Here is a 19,197-nt window from a genome sequence, read left to right as displayed (position 1 = left end):
CTCCCGATCGCCGGACGACTCGTCTCCGAATCGCCGTTAAGCACTTGATTCTTTATAACAAGGTTAAAATATTATACCTAATTAATAAAGAAACTATTGACGTTTAATCGTTCGCGATCAGGACGTTTCGCAGGACCTTCATCTCTTCGAGGCACCGGCCGGTGCCGAGGGCGACACAACTCAGCGGGTCGTCTGCAATCGAGACCGGCAGGCCGGTCGACGCCCGCAGGACATAATCCAGATTCGTCAGCAAGCCGCCGCCGCCGGTCAGCACGATGCCCTTGTCGACGATATCTGCCGCCAGCTCGGGTTTGGTATGCTCCAGCGCCACCTTAACGGCTTCGACAATCGCGCCGACAGGTTCAGCCAGGGACTCGGCGATCTGACGTTCGGAAATGACCAGTTCCTTAGGAACACCGTTCATCAGGTCGCGGCCTTTGATCTCCATGGTCCGCCCCTCGCCGTCTTCCGGCGGGCAGGCTGAACCGATATCTTTTTTGATGCGTTCGGCCGAAGCTTCACCGACCAGAAGGTTATGATTGCGCCGGATGTAGGCGATGATCGCCTCATCCATTTTATCGCCGCCGACACGTACCGAGCGGGAGTAAACGATACCGCCGAGTGACAACACGGCAACTTCTGTCGTGCCACCGCCGATGTCGACCACCATCGAGCCCGTGGGTTCCGTAACAGGCAGACCGGCTCCGATTGCAGCAGCCATGGGCTCTTCGATCAGGAAGACCCGGCGCGCACCAGCGCTCTCCGCAGATTCCTGAATCGCACGGCGCTCAACGGCCGTGGATCCGGACGGCACGCAGATGATCACCTCGGGACTGGCGAAACTGCCCCGGTTATGAACCTTGCGGATGAAGTGCTTGATCATTTCCTCGGCGACATCGAAGTCGGCAATGACACCATCGCGCAGCGGACGAATGGCTTCGATGTTACCGGGCGTACGTCCCAGCATCATCTTCGCTTCGTCACCAACGGCGAGAACCTGCTTCTTGCCTTTGTATTCGGTCGTTGCGACCACCGAAGGTTCGTTCAGAACGATGCCGCGTCCCTTGACGTAAACGAGGGTGTTGGCTGTTCCGAGATCGATTGCCATGTCGGCCGAGAACATGCCGAGCAAACGGGAAAACATGAAAGCTTCAACCTTTCACAAATGAGAAAGTTGCATAACAAGCCGGAACCGACGCGCGCCCCCGGACAGAGCAGCGGCGGAACTGAATACGCGGCGTGGCTGATTTTGAATACATAGTCTTCACCACAACCTTGCCACCACGTCGCATTCTTTCGAATGAGTCCGACACAAAGAGAATCTCTCCCCGGGAATCCGGGAAAACCAGTGCATTACCTACTCTATTAACCTTACAGAAAATGGTTAACAAGATCTAACTAGGCAAACAGAAAATCACACTTTATCCAAAGCCGGACTATGCTCGCCGCGGTGCGAAGAAAGCCACCGCATGAGTGAGTAAAAACAATCGCTTCGCGCGCCCCGCGCACAAGAGAGCTCCAGGGGATGAAAAAAGGCCGGCTGATCATCAGCCGGCCTTCTGCGCTCGAGGGCGATTCGTGCAGTCCTTACGACCAGAAATCGCGTCCCGCGTCTGTGAAAGAACCTTAGTTCTTTTCTTTATCGACGAGCTTGTTCTCCGCGATCCACGGCATCATGGCCCGCAGGCGGGAGCCGACTTCCTCAATCGAATGCTCGGCGTTACGGCGTCGGGTCGCCTTGAAACTCGGCTGTCCGGCCTGGCACTCCTGCACCCAGTTGCGCGTAAAGCGCCCGGATTGAATGTCGTCCAGGACGCGCTTCATTTCAGCCTTGGTCTCGGCAGTGATGATCCGCGGGCCGGTGACGTAATCGCCGTACTCGGCCGTGTTGGAGATCGAATAGCGCATGTTCGCCATGCCGCCTTCGTACATCAGATCGACGATCAGCTTCACTTCGTGCAGGCACTCGAAGTACGCCATTTCAGGCGCGTAGCCGGCTTCGGTCAAGGTCTCGTAGCCGGCCTTGATCAACTCGGTCAGACCACCGCAGAGCACAACCTGCTCACCGAAGAGATCGGTTTCGCACTCTTCCTGGAAGGTGGTTTCGATGACGCCGGCCCGGCCGCCGCCGATTGCGGAAGCGTAGGAAAGCGCGATCTCCTGGGCGTTGCCGGAGGCGTTCTGCTCGACAGCGATCAGGCATGGAACGCCGCCGCCGCGCAGGTACTCGGAGCGCACCGTGTGACCCGGGCCCTTCGGCGCGATCATGAAGACGTCGATATCAGCGCGGGCTTCAATCAGGCTAAAGTGAATGTTCAGACCATGTGCGAAAGCCAGCGCCGTGCCCTCGCGCATATTCGGCGCCAGGTCGTTCTGGTAGATGGCGGCCTGCAATTCATCCGGCGTCAGCATCATAACGACATCGGCCCAGGCGGCGGCGTCAGCCGGCGTCATGACTTCCAGGCCTGCAGCTTCGGCCTTTTTGGCAGTCGCCGAACCGGCACGCAGCGCAACGCGGACGTCGGCAACGCCACTGTCTTTGAGATTGTTCGCATGGGCATGGCCCTGGCTGCCGTAACCGACGATGACAACCTTCTTACCCTTGATCAAATTTACGTCGGCATCACGGTCATAATAGACACGCATGGCGTTTTCCTTCCGTTTCTTACTGTCTCTCTGTCAACTTGGATAAAACCCTTCGCGTGCTCGGGAATGACCCGGGATCTTCCGCGACGGAAACTCGGTAGTTTGTTATCTGCACGAAAGCCGGCGGCTGGCCTATCGCGTTGCGGTATCTGTGTCAAAGACCTTTCGGCCCGCGCGAGATCGCGACGACGCCTGTGCGGCTGACATCGACCAGGCCGAGTGGCTGCATCAGGTCGATGAACACATCCAGCTTGTCGCTCTTGCCGGTCATCTCAAACACGAAGTGATCATGGCTGGAATCAACGACGCTGGCGCGGAAGATATCGGCAATACGCAGAGACTCAACCCGCTTTTCACCGGTCCCGGCCACCTTGACGAGGGCGAGTTCACGGTCGACCGCGGGACCTTCGTTGGTCAGGTCGCTAATCCGGTGTACAGGGACGAGGCGATCAAGCTGCGCTTTGATCTGTTCCAGGATCTGAGGGGTACCGGAGGTGACCACCGTGATGCGGGAAAAATTCTTGAACTGATCGACCTCACTCACCGTAAGGCTCTCAATGTTATAACCCCGGCCGGAGAAGAGGCCGATGACACGGGCCAAAACGCCCGGTTCATTGTCTACCAGCACCGCGATGGTGCGTTTCTCGATATTTGTTTCTCTCGGCGCCATTGGCCGTATTCCGTTCATTGCAAAAAGCTGATTTTGAAAAGCTTGTGAAGTAAGTGACACCGTCGGCTACCCCGCTTTGACCGGGGCCGGTCATCTCCCTGCTCTTTCCTGTCATGCGCCCGACCAGCTGGTCATCGCTGCGCGTTGAAAAGTGATAGAACCGGGAGCGGCAGCCGCAATCAGACGAGGACCATGCCCTCCTCGGAAATCGGCTTCTGCACTTTGTCATCCGGTCCGAGCAGCATCTCGTTGTGAGCCGCACCCGACGGGATCATCGGGAAAACATTCTCGTCCTGGGTCACCGCACAATCGAAAACCACCGGCCGCGGGGTATCGATCATCTCCATGATCTTGTCGTCCAGATCCGCCGCGTCCTCGCAGCGGATCCCCACCATACCGAAGGATTCCGCCAGTTTCACGAAGTCGGGCAGCGAGGAGGAATAGCTCTCCGAATAGCGCGCACCGTGCAGGAGCTCCTGCCACTGCCGCACCATGCCCATCCACTGGTTGTTCACGATAAAGACCTTCACCGGCAGATTGTACTGCGCGATGCAGGAGAGTTCCTGAATGTTCATCAGGATCGAGGCTTCACCCGCCACGTCGATGACCAGAGAGTCCCGATGGGCACGCTGCACGCCGAGCGCGGCAGGCAGGCCGTAGCCCATCGTGCCCAGACCGCCGGAGGTCATCCAGCGTTTCGGCTTTTCGAACTTAAAGTATTGCGCCGCCCACATCTGATGCTGGCCCACCTCGGTGGTGATGTAGGTGTCGCGGTCTTTGGTCAGCTCGTACAGCCGCTGGATCGCGTACTGCGGTTTGATCAGCTTGCCCTTCTGCGTGTACGCGAGGCAGTCCTTCGCGCGCCACTCCTCGATCTGAGCCCACCAGGATTTCAAAGCCTTTTGGTCGAGTTGGTAACCGCCCTCGTCCCAGGCCGTCATCATGGCCTCGAGAACCCTTGCCGCATCGCCGATAATGGGCAGGTCGACCATGACATTCTTATTGATCGAGCTGGGATCGATGTCGACATGGATCTTCGTCGAATTCGGCGAGAACTCGTCGAGACGCCCGGTCACCCGGTCATCGAAACGCGCACCGATATTGACCATCAGATCACAGTTATACATGGCCAGATTGGCCTCGTAAGTCCCGTGCATCCCCAGCATGCCGATAAACTGCGGATCACTGGCCGGATAGCTGCCCAAACCCATGAGCGTGTTTGTGCAGGGCACACCCAGCTTGCGCACAAAGCGGGTCAGCAGTTCAGAACCGCGGTCACCTGCGTTGATCACACCGCCACCGGTGTAGAAAACCGGACGCTTCGCGGCGGCGATCAGCTTTACAGCCTGCTCAATCTTGCTGGGTTCCGCGTCGATCTGCGGCTTGTAGCTGCGATGCTTCACGTCCTCGGGCGGAATGTAGCAGTCGCTTTTGCCTTGCAGGATGTCTTTCGGGAGATCGATCACGACCGGGCCCGGACGGCCGGTCTGCGCAACATAAAAGGCCTCGTGCATGATACGTGGCAGATCCTGGATGTCCTTCACCAGGTAATTGTGCTTGGTGCAGGGGCGCGTGATCCCGGTGGTATCGGCTTCCTGGAACGCGTCGTTGCCGATCAGATGCGTGGGCACCTGGCCGGTCAGACAGACAATCGGGATGGAATCCATCAGGGCATCGGTCAAACCGGTCACCGCGTTGGTCGCACCCGGTCCGGACGTCACCAGCACCACGCCGATCTTTCCTGTGGAGCGCGCATAGCCTTCAGCCGCATGCACGGCGCCGCCTTCCTGACGGACAAGGATATGCTCGATGTTGTTCTGCTGAAAAAGCGCATCGTAAATCGGCAGGACAGCGCCGCCAGGATATCCGAAAATGACCTCGACTCCCTGATCCACCAAGGATTTAATCACCATTTCCGCGCCGTTCATCTGCTCCGATGCCATTTCTCAAATCCTTCAAATCGGCATGTTCAATTCCTGCTCTGCCTGACGGATGCGCTGAGACCGGATCACGATAAAATTAGGCTGCAAATCCGGGCATTTGGCCAAGCAAAGGCCATCGACGCCAAGCTTTTGGCGAAGAGGCGCGCACCCTAGCGGGTCGTCACGGCAGGGTCAACAGATACTGACGAATAATATTAAATATTTTTGGACTTAAACTTTCCGAATATTGCGTTTCGATGACGTTTTTAGAAGCATACTGATTCCTCAGCCACGTCATTTGCCGCTTTGCGTAACGCCGTGTCTCCTGCTGCGCCTTGGAAACCGCCGCTTCCAGGCTGAGTTCCCCCGCCAGATAGGCCCCGAACTCCCGGACGCCGATGGCTTTCATGACCGGAAGGGCCGGATCGAGGCCAAGCTTTAAGAGGGCCTCTACCTCCTCGATCGCCCCCTCTGCCGTCATGGCCTCGAAGCGCGCGTTGCAACGCTCATAGATCACCTCGCGTGGCGGAATGACGGCAAGTTTCAGCAAAGACAATCCGGGGTCCAATTGCGCGGCGTTGTCTGCCTGCCGCGCCTGCCACTCGGCAAGCGACGTTCCGGTCGCCGCGAGGACCTCCCAGGCCCGAAGCAATCGTTGCGTATCGCCGACATTCAAACGCCCCGCCATCTCCGGATCGCGCCGTGCCAGTTCGCGATGAAAAGCCTCCGCCCCGAGCTGTTCGAAATCTCGCCAGGTCTGCTGGCGAACCTCCTCCGATATCTCCGGCACCGGCGCGAGCCCCTCTTCCAGCGTCCGCAGGTAAAGGCCGGTCCCGCCAACGACGATCGGCAATCGCCCCGCTTTGAAGGCCGCTTCAATTTCGGCCAGAGCCAGCGCGCGCCAGCGCGCCGCCGAGCAGCGCTCCGCGCCGGAGAGAACGCCAAAGAGCCGGTGCGGCGCTTTGGTCAACTCGTCCGCACTAGGCCGCGCGGTAATGATATCGAGTTCCCGATAGACCTGCATTGAGTCCGCATTGATGACAACGCCGTTGAAGGCCGCCGCAACATCCGCCGCAAGACCGGACTTGCCGCTGGCCGTGGGGCCGCCAACCAGCACAACCGGACGACTGGCCAGGGCGGTTTGCAGGCACTTGAGATTCTCACTCTGGTCGGGCTGAGCGGACATGAGGCTTCGGACTTCTTCCTTTAGACCGCATTGAGGTATCAAGTCTGCCCCTGCAGCGCAATCGCAACGCCTGCAGCGTCAGTGAGCTTATGGCTTGAACTCCCGAGGATCCGGACGCTATACCGGCGTCATGTCCAATGTACTCACCCTGGTCGCCGGGTCCGATACGGCACCACTCGAAGCCTCAACGGTCGAAATGCTGCAACAGGCCCTCACCACAGCCGGGGCCGCTGTCGCTGCGCCCGATTGGCTGGCACAGGGGCACGCCTGCGATCTGGCCTTTGACAGACTGGAAATCGAGGTGGCAAGACAAGCTGTGGGGCCAATTCTCTCGGGTCTCTCGATTGATCACGCGGTCCAGCAAGCAGAAGGGCGTCGCAAAGCGCTCCTGGTCGCGGACATGGAATCCACCATCATCGCGCAGGAGATGATCGACGAACTCGCCGAGGTTCTGGGGATCGGGCCTAAGATCGCCGAGGTTACCAAACGGGCGATGGCGGGCGAGCTGGCGTTTGAAGAGTCTCTGCGGAGCAGAGTGGCGCTGTTAAGGGATGTGTCCGAGACAAACCTGCATGGCCTCAGTAAGCTCATGACCCTCAACCCGGGCGCGCGGAAACTGGTGCAAACCATGCGCGCACATGGGGCCTACACGGCTCTGGTATCGGGTGGTTTTACCTTCTTCACGTCTCAGATCCGCGATCTCTGCGGATTCCATGAAGATCGCGCCAATGAACTCATCATCGAGAATGGGCGTCTGACCGGGCGGGTGGCGGAACCGATCCTGGGCCGCGAGGCAAAACAGGAAGCGCTGGAGGACCTGGCTCGGCGGGAAGGCATCGACAGTCAGGCGGTGTGTGCGGTCGGTGACGGCGCGAACGATCTCGCCATGCTGGCCGTCGCGGGCCTGGGCGCCGCATACCATGGCAAAGCAGTGGTCAGGGAGGCTGCGGCCTTTCAGATTGATCATGGTGATCTAACTGCCTTGCTCTACTTTCAGGGTTACCGGCGGGAAGAATTCGTAAACTGACGCCTGCGCCAGAACCCACAAAGACAACAGCATCACCAGGCAACGGAACCGGAACGAACTGCCGTTCGACATAAGCGCAGAAGCACTTACCATTGATGGGGCCGTCGAAGACGCAGCAAGCAGTCACCTGGTCGCAGCGTAGGGCTGTCAGACCGCATCGCGGGAAACTATGATACTGCGAGTTGCACAAGGCTGCGATATCGGAAAAACGTCTGAACGGATGCCGAAAATCACTTCTTGAATTCTGAGAGGCCAAGTCCCGACCAGAACCGCCGCTGGTGCGGTGGAACGCCTTAGGCAGCCCCTGAAATACGAATGCCTCCGGGCCTTTCGCTTTGAGGAGGGGGCCACCCCTAATCAGTTATATGTGCAAGAAGAGTTTCGAAATCGCTCAGTCGGTCGATGTGATGGGTTGCATCGAACTCAGTTTCGACCACTGCTTGAGCGTGTATGCCGGTGTGAATTCTGACGGTTACGGCGCCGACCTTGTTAAGGTTTACGAAATCCTTGGAGGGATTATCGCCAACATACAGAAGCTGCGGCCAGTCCACACCTTCAGCTTGCTTGATACGCTCAAAGCAATACAGCGACGGTTTGGCATGAGCGATACCAAATCGGTGAGTGATGAATACGCGACGAAAAAAAGTCCCAACTCCAAGTGCCTCTACCTTACGTTGCTGCGCGACCTTGTGTCCGTCAGTCACAAGATAAAGCGGGTATAGTAGCTGCAGACGATGAAGCATTTCCCGATGAGCCGATGGTAGCGTGATATTCGGATGATGGTGCCGGTAGATCTTCACGCAGGCAGCCACGCGCTTGCGGTTCGCAATCCCATGCTGAGCGAGCCATCGATCGAAGATGCTGCCCCGCCCCTCATGCTCAAGAACCTGCTTCATGAAAGAAAAAGATGCTTCGGGATCAAGCCCAAATTCTTGGGAGCCGTGTTGGGCGACACAAAGCAAACCGCTTAAAACAAAGCTGCGCTCATCATAGAGTGTGTCGTCCAGGTCAAATATCAGGATCATAGATCAGAGTATCTGAGGGAAGGCGAATTTGACGGACTTCATGGTCGCTGCGCAGGAAATCAATTTGCCCTTCGGCCATTCCAAAGGCTGTCGTGATACTCCAATAGAAAATGTCGAGCCCGACAGCCAGCGAAGTCGTAGATGCACCACCAAAGCGCGCATTGATTTCAATAATCTCTAGCGTTGACCCGTTGATTACAATGGCTTGCATGACAACCGGGCCATAGAGATCAAAGGCGGCAAGAATACGCCAGGCCTCAGCTTCAATTTGAGGGTCCCGGAAGGTCGTAGTGGTTTGAGATTCGCCGTTCACGACACGATCACGCCGACGCAGAACCAGGCCGGCCGGTGTGCCGTCGCGATTAATCCAAGCGTCGATGCTAATTTCCAAGCCTTGGAAATAGGCTTGGAAAATAGGCGCATCAAGCGTTTTGGCGTGCTCTCTGGCGGCGTCCAGTTCAAGATTAAGGCCAATACTGCGCGAACCGGCCCCAAAGCGCTCTTTTACAACAAATCGATCGGCATCGATATCTTCAGGCTTAATAGAAGCCGGGATAGTTGGCAGATCGTTTGCAATACCAAATTCGGCAAAAGCCAGTTTATCGAGACAGCACGCCACAGAGTCTGATTTGGATACGATTACCTCTATTCCCTGTTCCGCAAAGGCGGCACGATTTTCTGCCCAGAACGTAAGCTCGCCATCGCGTGTAGGTAAGATGGCGCGAATACCCCGCGCGATACAACCGGATAGAAGAGCCGGCAGCTCGCCCACCTCGGTGCGCGGCATCGGCCAGAAGCCATCGGCGACATGTTGGGTGGGGGCGTCGGGGTCGATATCGCCCGCAATGATCTCAATCTCAGATCCAATTCGTTGCGCCGCACTTTTCATCGCTCGGACAAGCGGCGCCTTCCGCGCAGCAGAGGTTATTAAGACATTGCCTAACCTTTGGGCCGAGCCAGTTTTTTGCGATCTGCACTGGGCACGTTCAAAATCGACAATCTCTTGAATGGCGTCTTCCAAGTCGTAGGCTGGAACCCAATTCAAGATCGAACGGAGTTTCGATACATCAGCCTGAGACGCTTCAAATGGAATGTCGCTTTCTACCTCGTTTACTTGAGCATCCGGAAAATGTTGCTGCAGAGTTGTCACAACATCGCTTACCCGACGAGACCGGCCGGTACCAAGGTTCACGACACCCGTTGCATGATCGGCTTGAGCCAGTCGCAAGAGGCCCTCAGCGCTATCGGCAGCGTAGGTGTAGTCGAATAAACCTTCACGACGGTAAACAGTAATCGGCTCGCCCGCTATGAGCGCGCGTACCCACCTTGAAATCACGTCGCGGGAGTTTCGACCATAGCCACGAAAGATTCTGACGCAGATGGATGTGAACGGATACTCTTCGAAACCGTCAAGGAATTTGAGCTCTGTTTCATGAGCTAATTTGGCCATACCCGTGAGGTTTCGGGGGGAAATAGGATGTTCCTCATTGAGGCACACACCAGCTTTTTGTTCAGTATCAAACTGGTACAGAGACTGATCATAGATAAGATAAGACGACGCAAAAACGACGCGCCGCAAGGTCGGGCATCGCCGGCCAAGGGTCATCAAGTGATGGCTCAACATAACATTGTGCCGGAAGTTTTCGCCCCAGAACTCTATGCTTTCCGTCGAGCGTTCGAAAGTGGCGGCAAGATGTATAAAGACATCTGGCGCGAATGCATCTAACTCGGCTTGTGAGAGCGCATTAAGATCTCCCTGCCTGTAAATCACGCAACTCTCAAAACTCGCAGGGCGTGGTTTGAGATCGCCAACGAGCACAGTCGCGCCTGCACGTACAAGCCTAGGCACTAGCTCCAGACCAATGACACCTGCGCCGCCAGAGACAAAAACGCGTCTTCCGATCATTCTTTCGATCACCTAATCACTCGCAATAACAGCATGCAAAATTGAGTTCGCGTATTTCCCGTTCATAACGATATGTTCACGTAGGGTGCCTTCACGCTTGAAACCGGCCGTTTCAAGCGTTTCGATATGACGTGTCCTGTGGGCGAAAGTCTCAGTCGTGAGCCGGTTCAAACCAAGATCGACGAAGGATAGCGCTTTGATCGAATTTAAAAAATCCAAAAAAACCTGTGATCTTTGGTCGGGCAAAGCTTCGACTTCCTCAGATAGAAGAAAGGAAACCTCCGCTCGACGATGCTCCCAATTGATATACACCAGACCGCCGTAGCCGATCAGTCTGCGCCCCTCCTTGATTGCGAGTAGAATTTGGGCAGGCTTGTCTACGGCCTTGTCCGGCCAGACATTTTCCTTGAAAAATTTTTCCTGCTCTTCTGGTGTAATCGGGTGCGACTGCCGAAGCTCGTCCATCTGAGCGTTCCGCCATTGCCGGACCAATTCGATATGCTCAGGCTGGATCGCCGACATACACAAGCTGCCCGAGAGCAACTCAGAATTTGGCATAACACGATATGTTCCAGACCCAACGTTTTCCCCAGCCTGAAGCGTCATTCTATCACCAAATAGGACGTCAGCGGACTGAAAGCTTCCCGACGGATAGCATAACGTGACAAGCCCAATACTTCTTTGAGAGCAAGTGTTTCTCCTGGAAACTCCGGTGTATTCAATTCGTCGAAAGCCAGAACACTGCCCTTGGTCAGGTGAGGTAACAATGCCTCGAGACAATCACGGGTCGGCGCATAGATGTCGAAATCGAAATAGGCGAGCGCGACAATGGTCTCCGGGTTCTTTTCGAGATAATCCGGTAACGTTTTTGTTGCGTCTCCAACGACGAGGTCAAACTTCTTCTTATGTGGGATCGGCGCGTTCGCATTATGGAAGTCCAGGATACCATCGAGGTCTTCCTTCCAATCGGTCGCAACACCGTAGTCGCCCGCGCTGACGAGACGGCCGTCGCGCTCGTCCACTGACGGGAAACCTTCAAAGGTATCGAAGCCGATGATCCGTCGATTGTAGTTGAAGGGTTCATGAATGCCCCGGAGGTTCGAGAAAAGGGACATGTTTTGCCCCCACCTCACACCAAACTCCATCACGACACCATGGACCGGCACAATCAATTCATAGATTTTTTGCATGAAAGCGATGCGCGACAGGGTTTGGCGCGTAAGATAGAGGCCCAAATTGTCCAGGATTTCGGCGTCCGGAATACGGCTGTTCCTTAGTTTCGTTGCGAGGCCCAGTTTGGCGTCCACCTCATTCGGTGTAGAGCCTACAAGGGTTTTGACTACATTTTCTTCAGTCACAGCGTGTTCTCTTTGTTTGGTGCCAGATAGGCGGTAAGGTTTCGACCCAATCCAACGCCCGCCAGCGCGGTGTAGAACTCGTTCGCCGCGTCGGTTCCAGCACGGCCGATCATGGCCTCTAGGGTCAGTCGCGCAGAATGCGCTGACCCGCCCTGCGCCCGGTCTGCAACGTAATTCGAACCTGGGTGACTTAAAAACAGGTCAATCGGGAAATCGCCCTGCATTTTGCGAACCATCCAGCCCGTCGCCTCCGCTGTCCGCGCTAGACTTTCACGCGTGAAGTAGGACAGGTGATCTGGGATTGCGATCCAAAAACGATCGGGAATTGCGCCGCTGTCGAAAAGCTCTTCATGATAAGGGGTGCCGTCATTTGGTACCGTCGCCACTAAAAGGCCGGAAGGTTTAACGATCGCACGGATCGAACGCATCAAGTCCACAGGGTTCCTTACATGCTCCAACACATTTCCCAGCCAAACAATATCGTAAGCGGAACCAGCAGCGACACAGTCTTCGAGTAGCCTGAACAGGTTACCCTGCCTGACATTCTTCAACTGATCAGGGTTCATGCCCCTGACACCCTCGATGCTGTGATCGATCCCCTCGACATCCCATCCATTTGCCTCATAAGCCGACAATACAAATCCCTCGCCGCATCCGACGTCCAATAGACGTCCCGGGTCATTTGTGCCTCGAAGGTGGTCAGCCTGTGTCGCTCGAAGTTTAATACGCAGATTGATTACCGCATGCTCCTCGGGCGAATAGCGGTTGCGATAATTTCCCTGTTCGGACTGGTAATACTTATCGGCATAATACTTGGTGAGTTCGTCCTCGTTCGGAGGCTTAACAAGCTCAAGGAAGCCGTACTCATGCCTTTGCAAACGCCTGTCCATCACGACATCATCCGCTCATGTTTCATTTCTGCCAAAACCCAATCGTCCAGTGTATCTATGTCTTGTACTTCACTGGAAGGCAACTCGACCGCTCCTGTGTTAGACCCCATCAAAACCTTTTCGCGGAGGAATTCAGCAATACGAAACCAATACCACTGGCCAGCATCGTGAAAGGCTGGCGGCAGGTCCTGCGACCGCGCGTTAAGATTCTCGGGGAAATTCAGAGAAATTTTGCCGCCCTGGAGCATCTTCAGCGATCTCCATATCGGATAGTCGAAGCGTGTCACGGGCATGACCACATCGAAGCTTCCGATTTCAAGCTGCCTAAGGCCATCGGTCAACGCGTTCGAAGTGACAAACGGTGCTGTCGGATACAAACAGCAGGCGACGTCAAACTGCTGGCCCCTTTCACCATAGCAACCAAGGACCTCCAGTAAAACATCTGAGGTGGTCGCATGATCATCGGAGGTCTTGGATGAACGCAAAAATGGAACCGATGCACCACACTCACGGGCCGTATTGGAAATCTCCTCGCTGTCGGTGCTTACCATCACCTCGTCAAAAAGACCGGATCCGAGCGCAGCATCAATTGACCACGCAATTATCGGCCGACCTCGAAAACTGCGGATATTCTTGCGTGGAATACGCTTGGAGCCGCCGCGCGCAGGAATAACGGCAAGTTTTTTTTTCGTGGAAGCGTCTGCTGTATCGACCGACATGTCAGTCCGACCGGCCATCAATCATATCGGTGGAAAGTGGTTCACCAAACGATAAGTCACGCGTCGCACGACGTCCGTAAACCTCGTCAAGCATTTTAGGAGGCAGCCCCTTCGCCGGGCGGATGGACCGGATATTTTCAGGTCCGAAGACTTCACCCTTTCGGACTGGGGCTACGACATAAAGTGATCGGCGGTTCTTTAGAACAGACGCTTCCGATTCAATTGGTCCATGCGTCGGCAGTCCAATGGACGAATGGGCGGTGTGCGCATCTTTTACAAGAGTTTTAAGCTCGGACGGCTCCAAGGAAAATGCACTGTCAACACCACCATCAGCCCTTGCAAGTGTAAAATGCTTCTCGATCACCACTGCACCCAGTGCAATAGCCGTAGTGGCCACAACAGTTCCCGTTGTGTGATCGGATAAGCCAATCAGAACGCCAAAACGGTCTGCCAAATCGGCAATTGATGCCAGATTTGCGTCCTGTGGAAGCGCCGGGTAAGCGGCTGTACAATGGAGCAAGACTAGCTCTGTGCATCCGCCTGTCCTGGCCGCATCGACTGCATCACCGATTTCGTCGAGGGTAGCCATGCCCGTGGACATGATCATCGGCTTGCCAGTCTTCGCAACATAGCGGATCAGCGGAATATCGATCAATTCTGGGGAAGCTATTTTGTAAGCCGGCGCATCAAGCCCTTCTAAAAAGTCTACAGCTGTCGGATCGAATGGAGAGGAAAAGATCGTAATGCCGAGGTCGCGGGCCTTCGCGAAAATGGCAGGATGCCAATCCCAAGGCGTGTGCGCCTCCTGATAAAGCTCATAAAGTCTACGACCATCCCACAAACCGCCCTCAACACTGAACTCGGGGCCGTCATGATCGATAGTTATCGTATCCGCGGTATAGGTTTGAAGCTTGACCGCGTCGGCACCCGCTCGATGTGCCTCTTCCAAGAGGCAAAATGCCCGCTCAATATCTCCGTTATGATTACCAGACATCTCCGCGATGATGAAAGGCTTCTCAACGGGTCCGATAGTGCGTCCATCGATGCAAATCGGCGAGGCAGGAATGACAGGTGTTGTCATGGAACGCGCATATCTCCCAATGGGCATTTAGCAACGCTTACTTTATTTATTACCCAATAAAGTGCCGCACGAAACCTCCCGGAATGTATTGACTGAGGCTCGTTACCAGACCAACAGCCATAAGATTTCCGCCAGCAGAGCTTGCTGGTCAAACCCTTAACCTGTGAGTGAATCCAATGCAATACAAACGCGGCTGAAATATAGCCGTCCCTGTGTTGGCGCGACGCAGGAAGCAGAACAATCTATAATTGCACATATTGCAAATTCGGTGGGTGACATGTAGGGACACATAATCTTCAGGATCAAATCGTCCTCGCTGCGTATCCCAGGCATGGTCTGAGGCAATCAAACATGCTGCGCATATTCAGGGACAAGCGACGTCTGTCGACACGAAGTGGGCTCGCGTTACTTCGACTTAGTCCCACCGGGACGGCTCGCTTTTTCCCATCCGCCACTTCGTGGTGAACGACGTCGCGGACGTCTTGCGTAGGACCCGCCAAACGGCCCCGCCCCCTCTTAACCGATGGGAGAAATCGGTCCCGTCGCGACGGTGCCCTAAAATTCGGTCCCGCCGCGACGGCGCCCCAACTGTCAAATGCCGGGGCTAAACACTTGGCGCTTTAGGCAGCAACAGGCTTCAACAGCTTGTCGGTCATGACATTGACGCGATCCTGGATCGGGGTCATGGCCGCATTGGCAACCTTGACCGAAAGTTCGGTCAATTTGGCACTCTCAGCCATCGCTGTGTCGAAGCTGCTCTTGGTGTATGAGGTCTGCATGTCGACAGCCTCACGGAAAGTCTTCACGCCAAGCAACTCCTTGGAGATCGCAACCTGCGCGTCCATGGAGCTCTGTGCGAAACTCATCCAGGCCTTGCTGAGGTCTTCGAAACCCTTGGCAACGATGTTGCTGCTTTCGACGCAAGCGTCGATGTTGTCTTTGCCCAGAGTGGCGATTTCGTCGTAACCCTGAAATACGGCACTGGACGTGCGCTCGACCTGCTCCTTGGTCATGGCAACGGCCTGCTCGTAGCCCTTGGCAGCAGCTTCGGAGCCGGCCTTCACAACGGATTCTACAACTTCTTTACCTGCAGAGACTGCAGCTTCTGCGGATTTGGTCGCTTCTTTTGCGGTGGTGGAAGCGGTCGTCTTCTTAACAGCCATCTTTAAACTCCTAAGATCCAGGTGATAAATGCATGGCGCCTGCCGCCATGTAGCTCACTACAACCGCACGCAAAAAACGTCCGGTTCAATTCTCCAAATTTCGGAATGTTGCAGTGCAACACAGGTGTAAGATAGTTAACGCTTCTCGTGTGTCAAGAAATATTTTGCAGTGCAGCATTTGCATGAAATGCGACCGATTTCCCATACAGAAAAAAGGATCCTACGTGGTTTTTGGTTACAGTTTTTTAACCATAATTGTGAAAGATCTCGCGGTTGCAGCAAAAAACTGCACATAAAAAACGCGTAAATCATTTTTTGGACTCGACTGACGCAGTGGATCAGTCCAAAGCTTGTGTCTGCGCATCCACTTCTGAAAAGGTTTGGATTCGCGCGGTTCGGACTAAAAACCCTGGGATCTTACGGACGCAGATATGACCTATTGCCTGGCCATCAAGGTAGAAGAAGGCCTGTTACTCCTCGCCGACGGCCGCATTACCAGTGGCAATCAGGTCACCAATGCCAGCAAAGTTTCTCTGCACGGACCCACGCAAAATACCGCCCAGAACGTCGCAGCGACCGCCGCCGGATCGGCACTTCCGGGCAAACAGGCCTTCAGCGTCATGACGTCGGGACTCAGGTCCCTGCGCGACAAGACCCTGTCTTATCTGGACCGGGATCTAAAGTCTCCCGACGCTCCAAAGCTCCGCAATATGCTCGATGCGGTCGCCATCTACTCCAGATGCCTTCGGCAGGTTGCCGAGGAAGATCGCGGCGCAATTTCGGAATCTGAACTCAGCTTTAATCTCCATGCCATCGTCGCCGGTCAGCTCAGCGACGACGCCACACCAACCGCCTATCTGGTCTATCCCGAGGGCAATTGGATCGAGATCGGGCAGCGGACCCCTTACTTATCGATCGGCTCCACAGCCTACGGCAAACCGATCCTCGATAGAGGGCTCACCTACGACACCCCTATGCTGACGGCGCTCAAGCTCGCCTATCTCTCGTTTGATTCGACCCGGCTCTCAGCCGCGGACGTCGGTTTCCCGATCGACGTCCTGACACTCTCCAGTGAAGATTCCGGCTGGCGCCAGGCGCATTACGATTACGACGACCTTCGCGATCAGCGGGTCTGGTGGAACGAGCATCTCAAGCAGCTGGCCAATGAAATGCCGGATGGCCCCTGGGCCGAGCGGCTGGTGCCCGGACACGACCCCAAACGGCTTAAACTGGTCTCGGACGACTGATCGCCGCACCCGGAGCCCGCGCTTCACTCAAATCTTGCCGGCGGCGCCCTTCAGACCGTTCTCGCCAACCTCAACGTTGAACGTGGTGTTGTATTCCCGTCGGTCCGGGTGCGAATCATTGGCCTGGATCCGCTCGGCCGCCGGGATAAAGCGGGGAGGATTGAACGCGACACCGGTTTCATCCATGGCTAGTAGAAGTTCAGGAAACTTCAGCTCGCCGTAGCGGTCCGAAGGGTAGCGCCAGGCGTTGAAGACAAAAACGCCGTCGTGACAGATGTTGGCCAGCCAATAAAACTCACCGGAGAAGAGCCGCAATCCCTCGGAAGTCGCCCGGCCGGCACCGCTGGCCTCCAGAGCCTTCTCGAATTGAATGCGTTCGTCGGTCGTGAGAACGCGCTCGGCCTTGGTCCAGGCATTTTTCTTCAGGGGATTGGTCACCGAGAGCTTCGTCACATCAATGCCGATCCCCTCCTGCACACGTGCGGTCAGGCGCGCCCCGCCGGCCCCGTCATCGACCATTTCATAGCTGCGGATCTGCTCATCGTAGCGGCCATTGTAAATCAGCCGGTATTCGAAGCCGCTGCCCGGTTGGCAGCGCGCACGGATATCATCGCCATTCAAATAGCTGAACCAGGTCGCTTTCTGCGTAAAAGGCCGGTCGATCTGCCCACGGTAGGTACAAGCTGACAGAGCCCCCAGGAGCAGCACGGCTGCAATGCCGAAAGAGCTGGAAACAACCCCGCGGTGCAGCGTAGTGTTGCGGTCCATAAACAAGGTGCCTCCGGTGTTTCATCCTTGAAAATATGAGGTTAATTTTAACCACATTTCAAGGAGGCTGGCATTATCCTTGTAGACAGAGACTCATCGAACCCCTAAAGTTTAATTAGAATCATGGGCATATGGTTTAAACTTAGGGATTAACCTTTGCGTTTTTGCAGAACAGTCAGTAATTTCAGACTCTTGGGGATGGACGTGCGGCGACTATTCGGTTTTATGGTTATCGCGGCAGCGCTGCTTACCGCGCCTGTTATCGCTGAGGCGCGCTATGCCTCGATCGTGATTGACGCCGAAACGGGCCAGGTCTTGCACGGCGCAAATCAGGACACACGCAACTATCCCGCGTCCCTCACGAAGATGATGACCCTTTACATGGCGTTCGAAGCCCTGGAGAAGGGCACCCTCACCCTCGATCAGAAGCTCAAGGTTTCCCGGCGCGCCGCCGGCATGCCCCCATCGAAACTGGGTCTCAAGGCCGGACGCACGATCAAGGCCAAGGATGTGATCCTGGCGCTGGTGACCAAATCCGCAAATGACGCGGCAGTCGTCATGGCAGAAGCCCTGGGCGGCAAGGAAACCACCTTCGCCCGCATGATGACCAAGCGCGCTCACGCTCTTGGGATGAAGCGCACCCAGTTCCGCAATGCATCCGGACTGCCGAACCGCGGGCAGTTGAGTACGGCACGGGACATGTCGAAGCTGGCGCAGGCGCTCCTGAACGACTTCCCGGGCTATTACAAGTATTTCTCGACCAAATCCTTCACCTATGCGGGCCGGACTTATCGGAACCACAACAAGCTGCTCAAGAATTACGAAGGCACGGACGGCATCAAGACCGGCTACATCCGCGCATCCGGGTTCAATCTTGTTGCCTCGGTGAAACGGAACAACCGCAGGCTGATCGCCGTGGTCTTCGGCGGCCGGACCTCGCGTTCGCGCGACAAGCACATCAGGAAGCTTCTGGACCGCAGCTTCACCAAGCTGGCCGAGCTGCGCATTGCAAGCACGCCGCCTGTGCCCCGGCGCAAGCCGACCGCAACCCAGCTTGCCCTTGCCGCTTCGGGCACGCCTCGCGCCGGTGCGACAGACCCGAGCAGTGGGCTGCCCATGGTCACAGCTGCGGCGCCGCTCGCCCTGAACGCAAACAACCCGGCGAAACAGGCTGGCGTGACTCCGTCCTTCAGTCCCGGGAACTGGGGCGTTCAGGTGGGTGCCTTCAGCAAACCGGCACCGGCGAAGCAGGCGGCCGCTCTCGCCGCGCATAGCGTGCCGCAAATTCTCAGCGCGAAGCCGATTTCCGTTCTGTCAGTGGATGGCCTGCAAGGCACGCTCTTTCGGGCACGGCTCGGTGAATTGAATGAAGCCGGAGCGCGTGAAGCCTGCCGGCAGCTGACCTATATGTCCTTCAACTGCGTGGTTGTGCCGCCCGGAAGCAGCTAAAGACGAGCCTTTCGAGCTCGGCAGCCCAAAGGCCGCAGCAATATGGCAAATGCCTGCGCAACGCCTGTGGGTATAGGATGTTGCGGATTGCGAGGTCTCTGAGCCACGTCTTTACGCTTCAATCAGACATCCCGGTCAGA

General features: G+C 56.0%; 17 protein-coding genes. 3 read left to right on the top strand and 14 right to left on the bottom strand.

The genetic code is table 11. The annotated features are described in order from the left end of the window. Positions 1-103: 103 nt before the first annotated feature. The 5 genes from FKG95_RS07590 to miaA form a co-directional block, all read right to left on the bottom strand. A complete protein-coding gene (locus tag FKG95_RS07590) occupies positions 104-1,144 on the bottom strand; it encodes a rod shape-determining protein (RefSeq protein WP_142895713.1) in 1,041 nt (346 codons plus the stop codon). A gap of 482 nt (positions 1,145-1,626) precedes the next feature. Beyond that, positions 1,627-2,646: a ketol-acid reductoisomerase gene (gene ilvC / locus FKG95_RS07585; protein ID WP_142895712.1), complete on the bottom strand. Its 1,020-nt coding sequence runs from the start codon at positions 2,644-2,646 to the stop codon at positions 1,627-1,629. A gap of 154 nt (positions 2,647-2,800) precedes the next feature. Beyond that, positions 2,801-3,316 carry an acetolactate synthase small subunit gene (gene ilvN, locus FKG95_RS07580; protein ID WP_142895711.1) on the bottom strand — a complete coding sequence of 172 codons (516 nt, stop codon included), beginning with the start codon at positions 3,314-3,316 and terminating at the stop codon, positions 2,801-2,803. Positions 3,317-3,495: 179 nt separating this feature from the next. Further along, positions 3,496-5,259 (bottom strand): acetolactate synthase 3 large subunit, encoded by a 1,764-nt coding sequence (locus tag FKG95_RS07575; RefSeq protein ID WP_142895710.1) that lies wholly within the window; start codon positions 5,257-5,259, stop codon positions 3,496-3,498. A gap of 160 nt (positions 5,260-5,419) precedes the next feature. Beyond that, complete coding sequence (gene miaA, locus FKG95_RS07570) at positions 5,420-6,424, bottom strand: tRNA (adenosine(37)-N6)-dimethylallyltransferase MiaA (protein ID WP_142895709.1); 1,005 nt, start codon at positions 6,422-6,424, stop codon at positions 5,420-5,422. Between the two features lie 94 nt (positions 6,425-6,518). Between miaA and serB the strand changes: the two genes are divergently transcribed. Next, positions 6,519-7,451, top strand: coding sequence for a phosphoserine phosphatase SerB (gene serB / locus FKG95_RS07565; protein ID WP_342779203.1), 933 nt, complete (start codon positions 6,519-6,521; stop codon positions 7,449-7,451). A 353-nt stretch (positions 7,452-7,804) separates the two neighbouring features. Here the strand turns inward: serB and FKG95_RS07560 are convergent, their stop codons facing one another. From FKG95_RS07560 to FKG95_RS07525, 8 genes are all read right to left on the bottom strand, one after another. Next, positions 7,805-8,476, bottom strand: coding sequence for an HAD family hydrolase (locus FKG95_RS07560; RefSeq protein ID WP_142895708.1), 672 nt, complete (start codon positions 8,474-8,476; stop codon positions 7,805-7,807). Further along, positions 8,460-10,382, bottom strand: a complete 1,923-nt coding sequence (locus tag FKG95_RS07555) for an NAD-dependent epimerase/dehydratase family protein (RefSeq protein WP_142896001.1) — start codon at positions 10,380-10,382, stop codon at positions 8,460-8,462. The genes FKG95_RS07560 and FKG95_RS07555 overlap by 17 nt, the downstream gene beginning before the upstream one ends. Positions 10,383-10,394: 12 nt before the next feature. Further along, positions 10,395-10,904: a GNAT family N-acetyltransferase gene (locus tag FKG95_RS07550; protein WP_246116716.1), complete on the bottom strand. Its 510-nt coding sequence runs from the start codon at positions 10,902-10,904 to the stop codon at positions 10,395-10,397. 80 nt (positions 10,905-10,984) lie between these two features. Beyond that, positions 10,985-11,740, bottom strand: a complete 756-nt coding sequence (locus tag FKG95_RS07545) for a class I SAM-dependent methyltransferase (RefSeq protein ID WP_218940103.1) — start codon at positions 11,738-11,740, stop codon at positions 10,985-10,987. Continuing rightward, on the bottom strand, positions 11,737-12,630 hold the full coding sequence (locus FKG95_RS07540) for a class I SAM-dependent methyltransferase (protein WP_218940102.1): 894 nt from the start codon (positions 12,628-12,630) through the stop codon (positions 11,737-11,739). The genes FKG95_RS07545 and FKG95_RS07540 overlap by 4 nt, the downstream gene beginning before the upstream one ends. Beyond that, positions 12,630-13,349: a pseudaminic acid cytidylyltransferase gene (gene pseF, locus FKG95_RS07535; protein ID WP_142895705.1), complete on the bottom strand. Its 720-nt coding sequence runs from the start codon at positions 13,347-13,349 to the stop codon at positions 12,630-12,632. The genes FKG95_RS07540 and pseF overlap by 1 nt, the downstream gene beginning before the upstream one ends. A 1-nt stretch (position 13,350) precedes the next feature. Continuing rightward, positions 13,351-14,430 carry a pseudaminic acid synthase gene (gene pseI / locus FKG95_RS07530; protein ID WP_179953968.1) on the bottom strand — a complete coding sequence of 360 codons (1,080 nt, stop codon included), beginning with the start codon at positions 14,428-14,430 and terminating at the stop codon, positions 13,351-13,353. Between the two features lie 620 nt (positions 14,431-15,050). Beyond that, complete coding sequence (locus FKG95_RS07525) at positions 15,051-15,593, bottom strand: phasin family protein (RefSeq protein ID WP_142895704.1); 543 nt, start codon at positions 15,591-15,593, stop codon at positions 15,051-15,053. A gap of 431 nt (positions 15,594-16,024) precedes the next feature. Here FKG95_RS07525 and FKG95_RS07520 point away from each other — a divergent pair, with 431 nt between their 5' ends. Then, a complete protein-coding gene (locus FKG95_RS07520; RefSeq protein ID WP_142895703.1) occupies positions 16,025-16,840 on the top strand; it encodes a proteasome-type protease in 816 nt (271 codons plus the stop codon). 27 nt (positions 16,841-16,867) lie between these two features. On the opposite strand, the gene FKG95_RS07515 is transcribed toward FKG95_RS07520, so the two are convergent. Further along, positions 16,868-17,608 carry a hypothetical protein gene (locus tag FKG95_RS07515; RefSeq protein ID WP_142895702.1) on the bottom strand — a complete coding sequence of 247 codons (741 nt, stop codon included), beginning with the start codon at positions 17,606-17,608 and terminating at the stop codon, positions 16,868-16,870. A gap of 204 nt (positions 17,609-17,812) precedes the next feature. Here FKG95_RS07515 and FKG95_RS07510 point away from each other — a divergent pair, with 204 nt between their 5' ends. Continuing rightward, complete coding sequence (locus tag FKG95_RS07510) at positions 17,813-19,057, top strand: D-alanyl-D-alanine carboxypeptidase family protein (RefSeq protein ID WP_246116715.1); 1,245 nt, start codon at positions 17,813-17,815, stop codon at positions 19,055-19,057. The last annotated feature ends 140 nt before the right edge of the window (positions 19,058-19,197 follow it).

The sequence above is a fragment of the Denitrobaculum tricleocarpae genome (assembly GCF_007004665.1).
Taxonomy (GTDB): Bacteria; Pseudomonadota; Alphaproteobacteria; order Kiloniellales; family Kiloniellaceae; genus Denitrobaculum; species Denitrobaculum tricleocarpae.
Note: the sequence above shows the minus strand (reverse complement) of the source record. Positions and strands in the feature narration are given on the sequence as shown.

Bases quoted from the DNA above. Each gene is read 5' to 3' on its own strand.
- FKG95_RS07590 (WP_142895713.1), bottom strand. From the start codon at position 1,144: ATGTTTTCCCGTTTGCTCGGCATGTTCTCGGCCGACATGGCAATCGAT.
- ilvC (WP_142895712.1), bottom strand. From the start codon at position 2,646: ATGCGTGTCTATTATGACCGTGATGCCGACGTAAATTTGATCAAGGGT.
- ilvN (WP_142895711.1), bottom strand. From the start codon at position 3,316: ATGGCGCCGAGAGAAACAAATATCGAGAAACGCACCATCGCGGTGCTG.
- FKG95_RS07575 (WP_142895710.1), bottom strand. From the start codon at position 5,259: ATGGCATCGGAGCAGATGAACGGCGCGGAAATGGTGATTAAATCCTTG.
- miaA (WP_142895709.1), bottom strand. From the start codon at position 6,424: ATGTCCGCTCAGCCCGACCAGAGTGAGAATCTCAAGTGCCTGCAAACC.
- FKG95_RS07560 (WP_142895708.1), bottom strand. From the start codon at position 8,476: ATGATCCTGATATTTGACCTGGACGACACACTCTATGATGAGCGCAGC.
- FKG95_RS07555 (WP_142896001.1), bottom strand. From the start codon at position 10,382: ATGATCGGAAGACGCGTTTTTGTCTCTGGCGGCGCAGGTGTCATTGGT.
- FKG95_RS07550 (WP_246116716.1), bottom strand. From the start codon at position 10,904: ATGTCGGCGATCCAGCCTGAGCATATCGAATTGGTCCGGCAATGGCGG.
- FKG95_RS07540 (WP_218940102.1), bottom strand. From the start codon at position 12,630: ATGGACAGGCGTTTGCAAAGGCATGAGTACGGCTTCCTTGAGCTTGTT.
- pseF (WP_142895705.1), bottom strand. From the start codon at position 13,349: ATGTCGGTCGATACAGCAGACGCTTCCACGAAAAAAAAACTTGCCGTT.
- pseI (WP_179953968.1), bottom strand. From the start codon at position 14,430: ATGACAACACCTGTCATTCCTGCCTCGCCGATTTGCATCGATGGACGC.
- FKG95_RS07525 (WP_142895704.1), bottom strand. From the start codon at position 15,593: ATGGCTGTTAAGAAGACGACCGCTTCCACCACCGCAAAAGAAGCGACC.
- FKG95_RS07520 (WP_142895703.1), top strand. From the start codon at position 16,025: ATGACCTATTGCCTGGCCATCAAGGTAGAAGAAGGCCTGTTACTCCTC.
- FKG95_RS07515 (WP_142895702.1), bottom strand. From the start codon at position 17,608: ATGGACCGCAACACTACGCTGCACCGCGGGGTTGTTTCCAGCTCTTTC.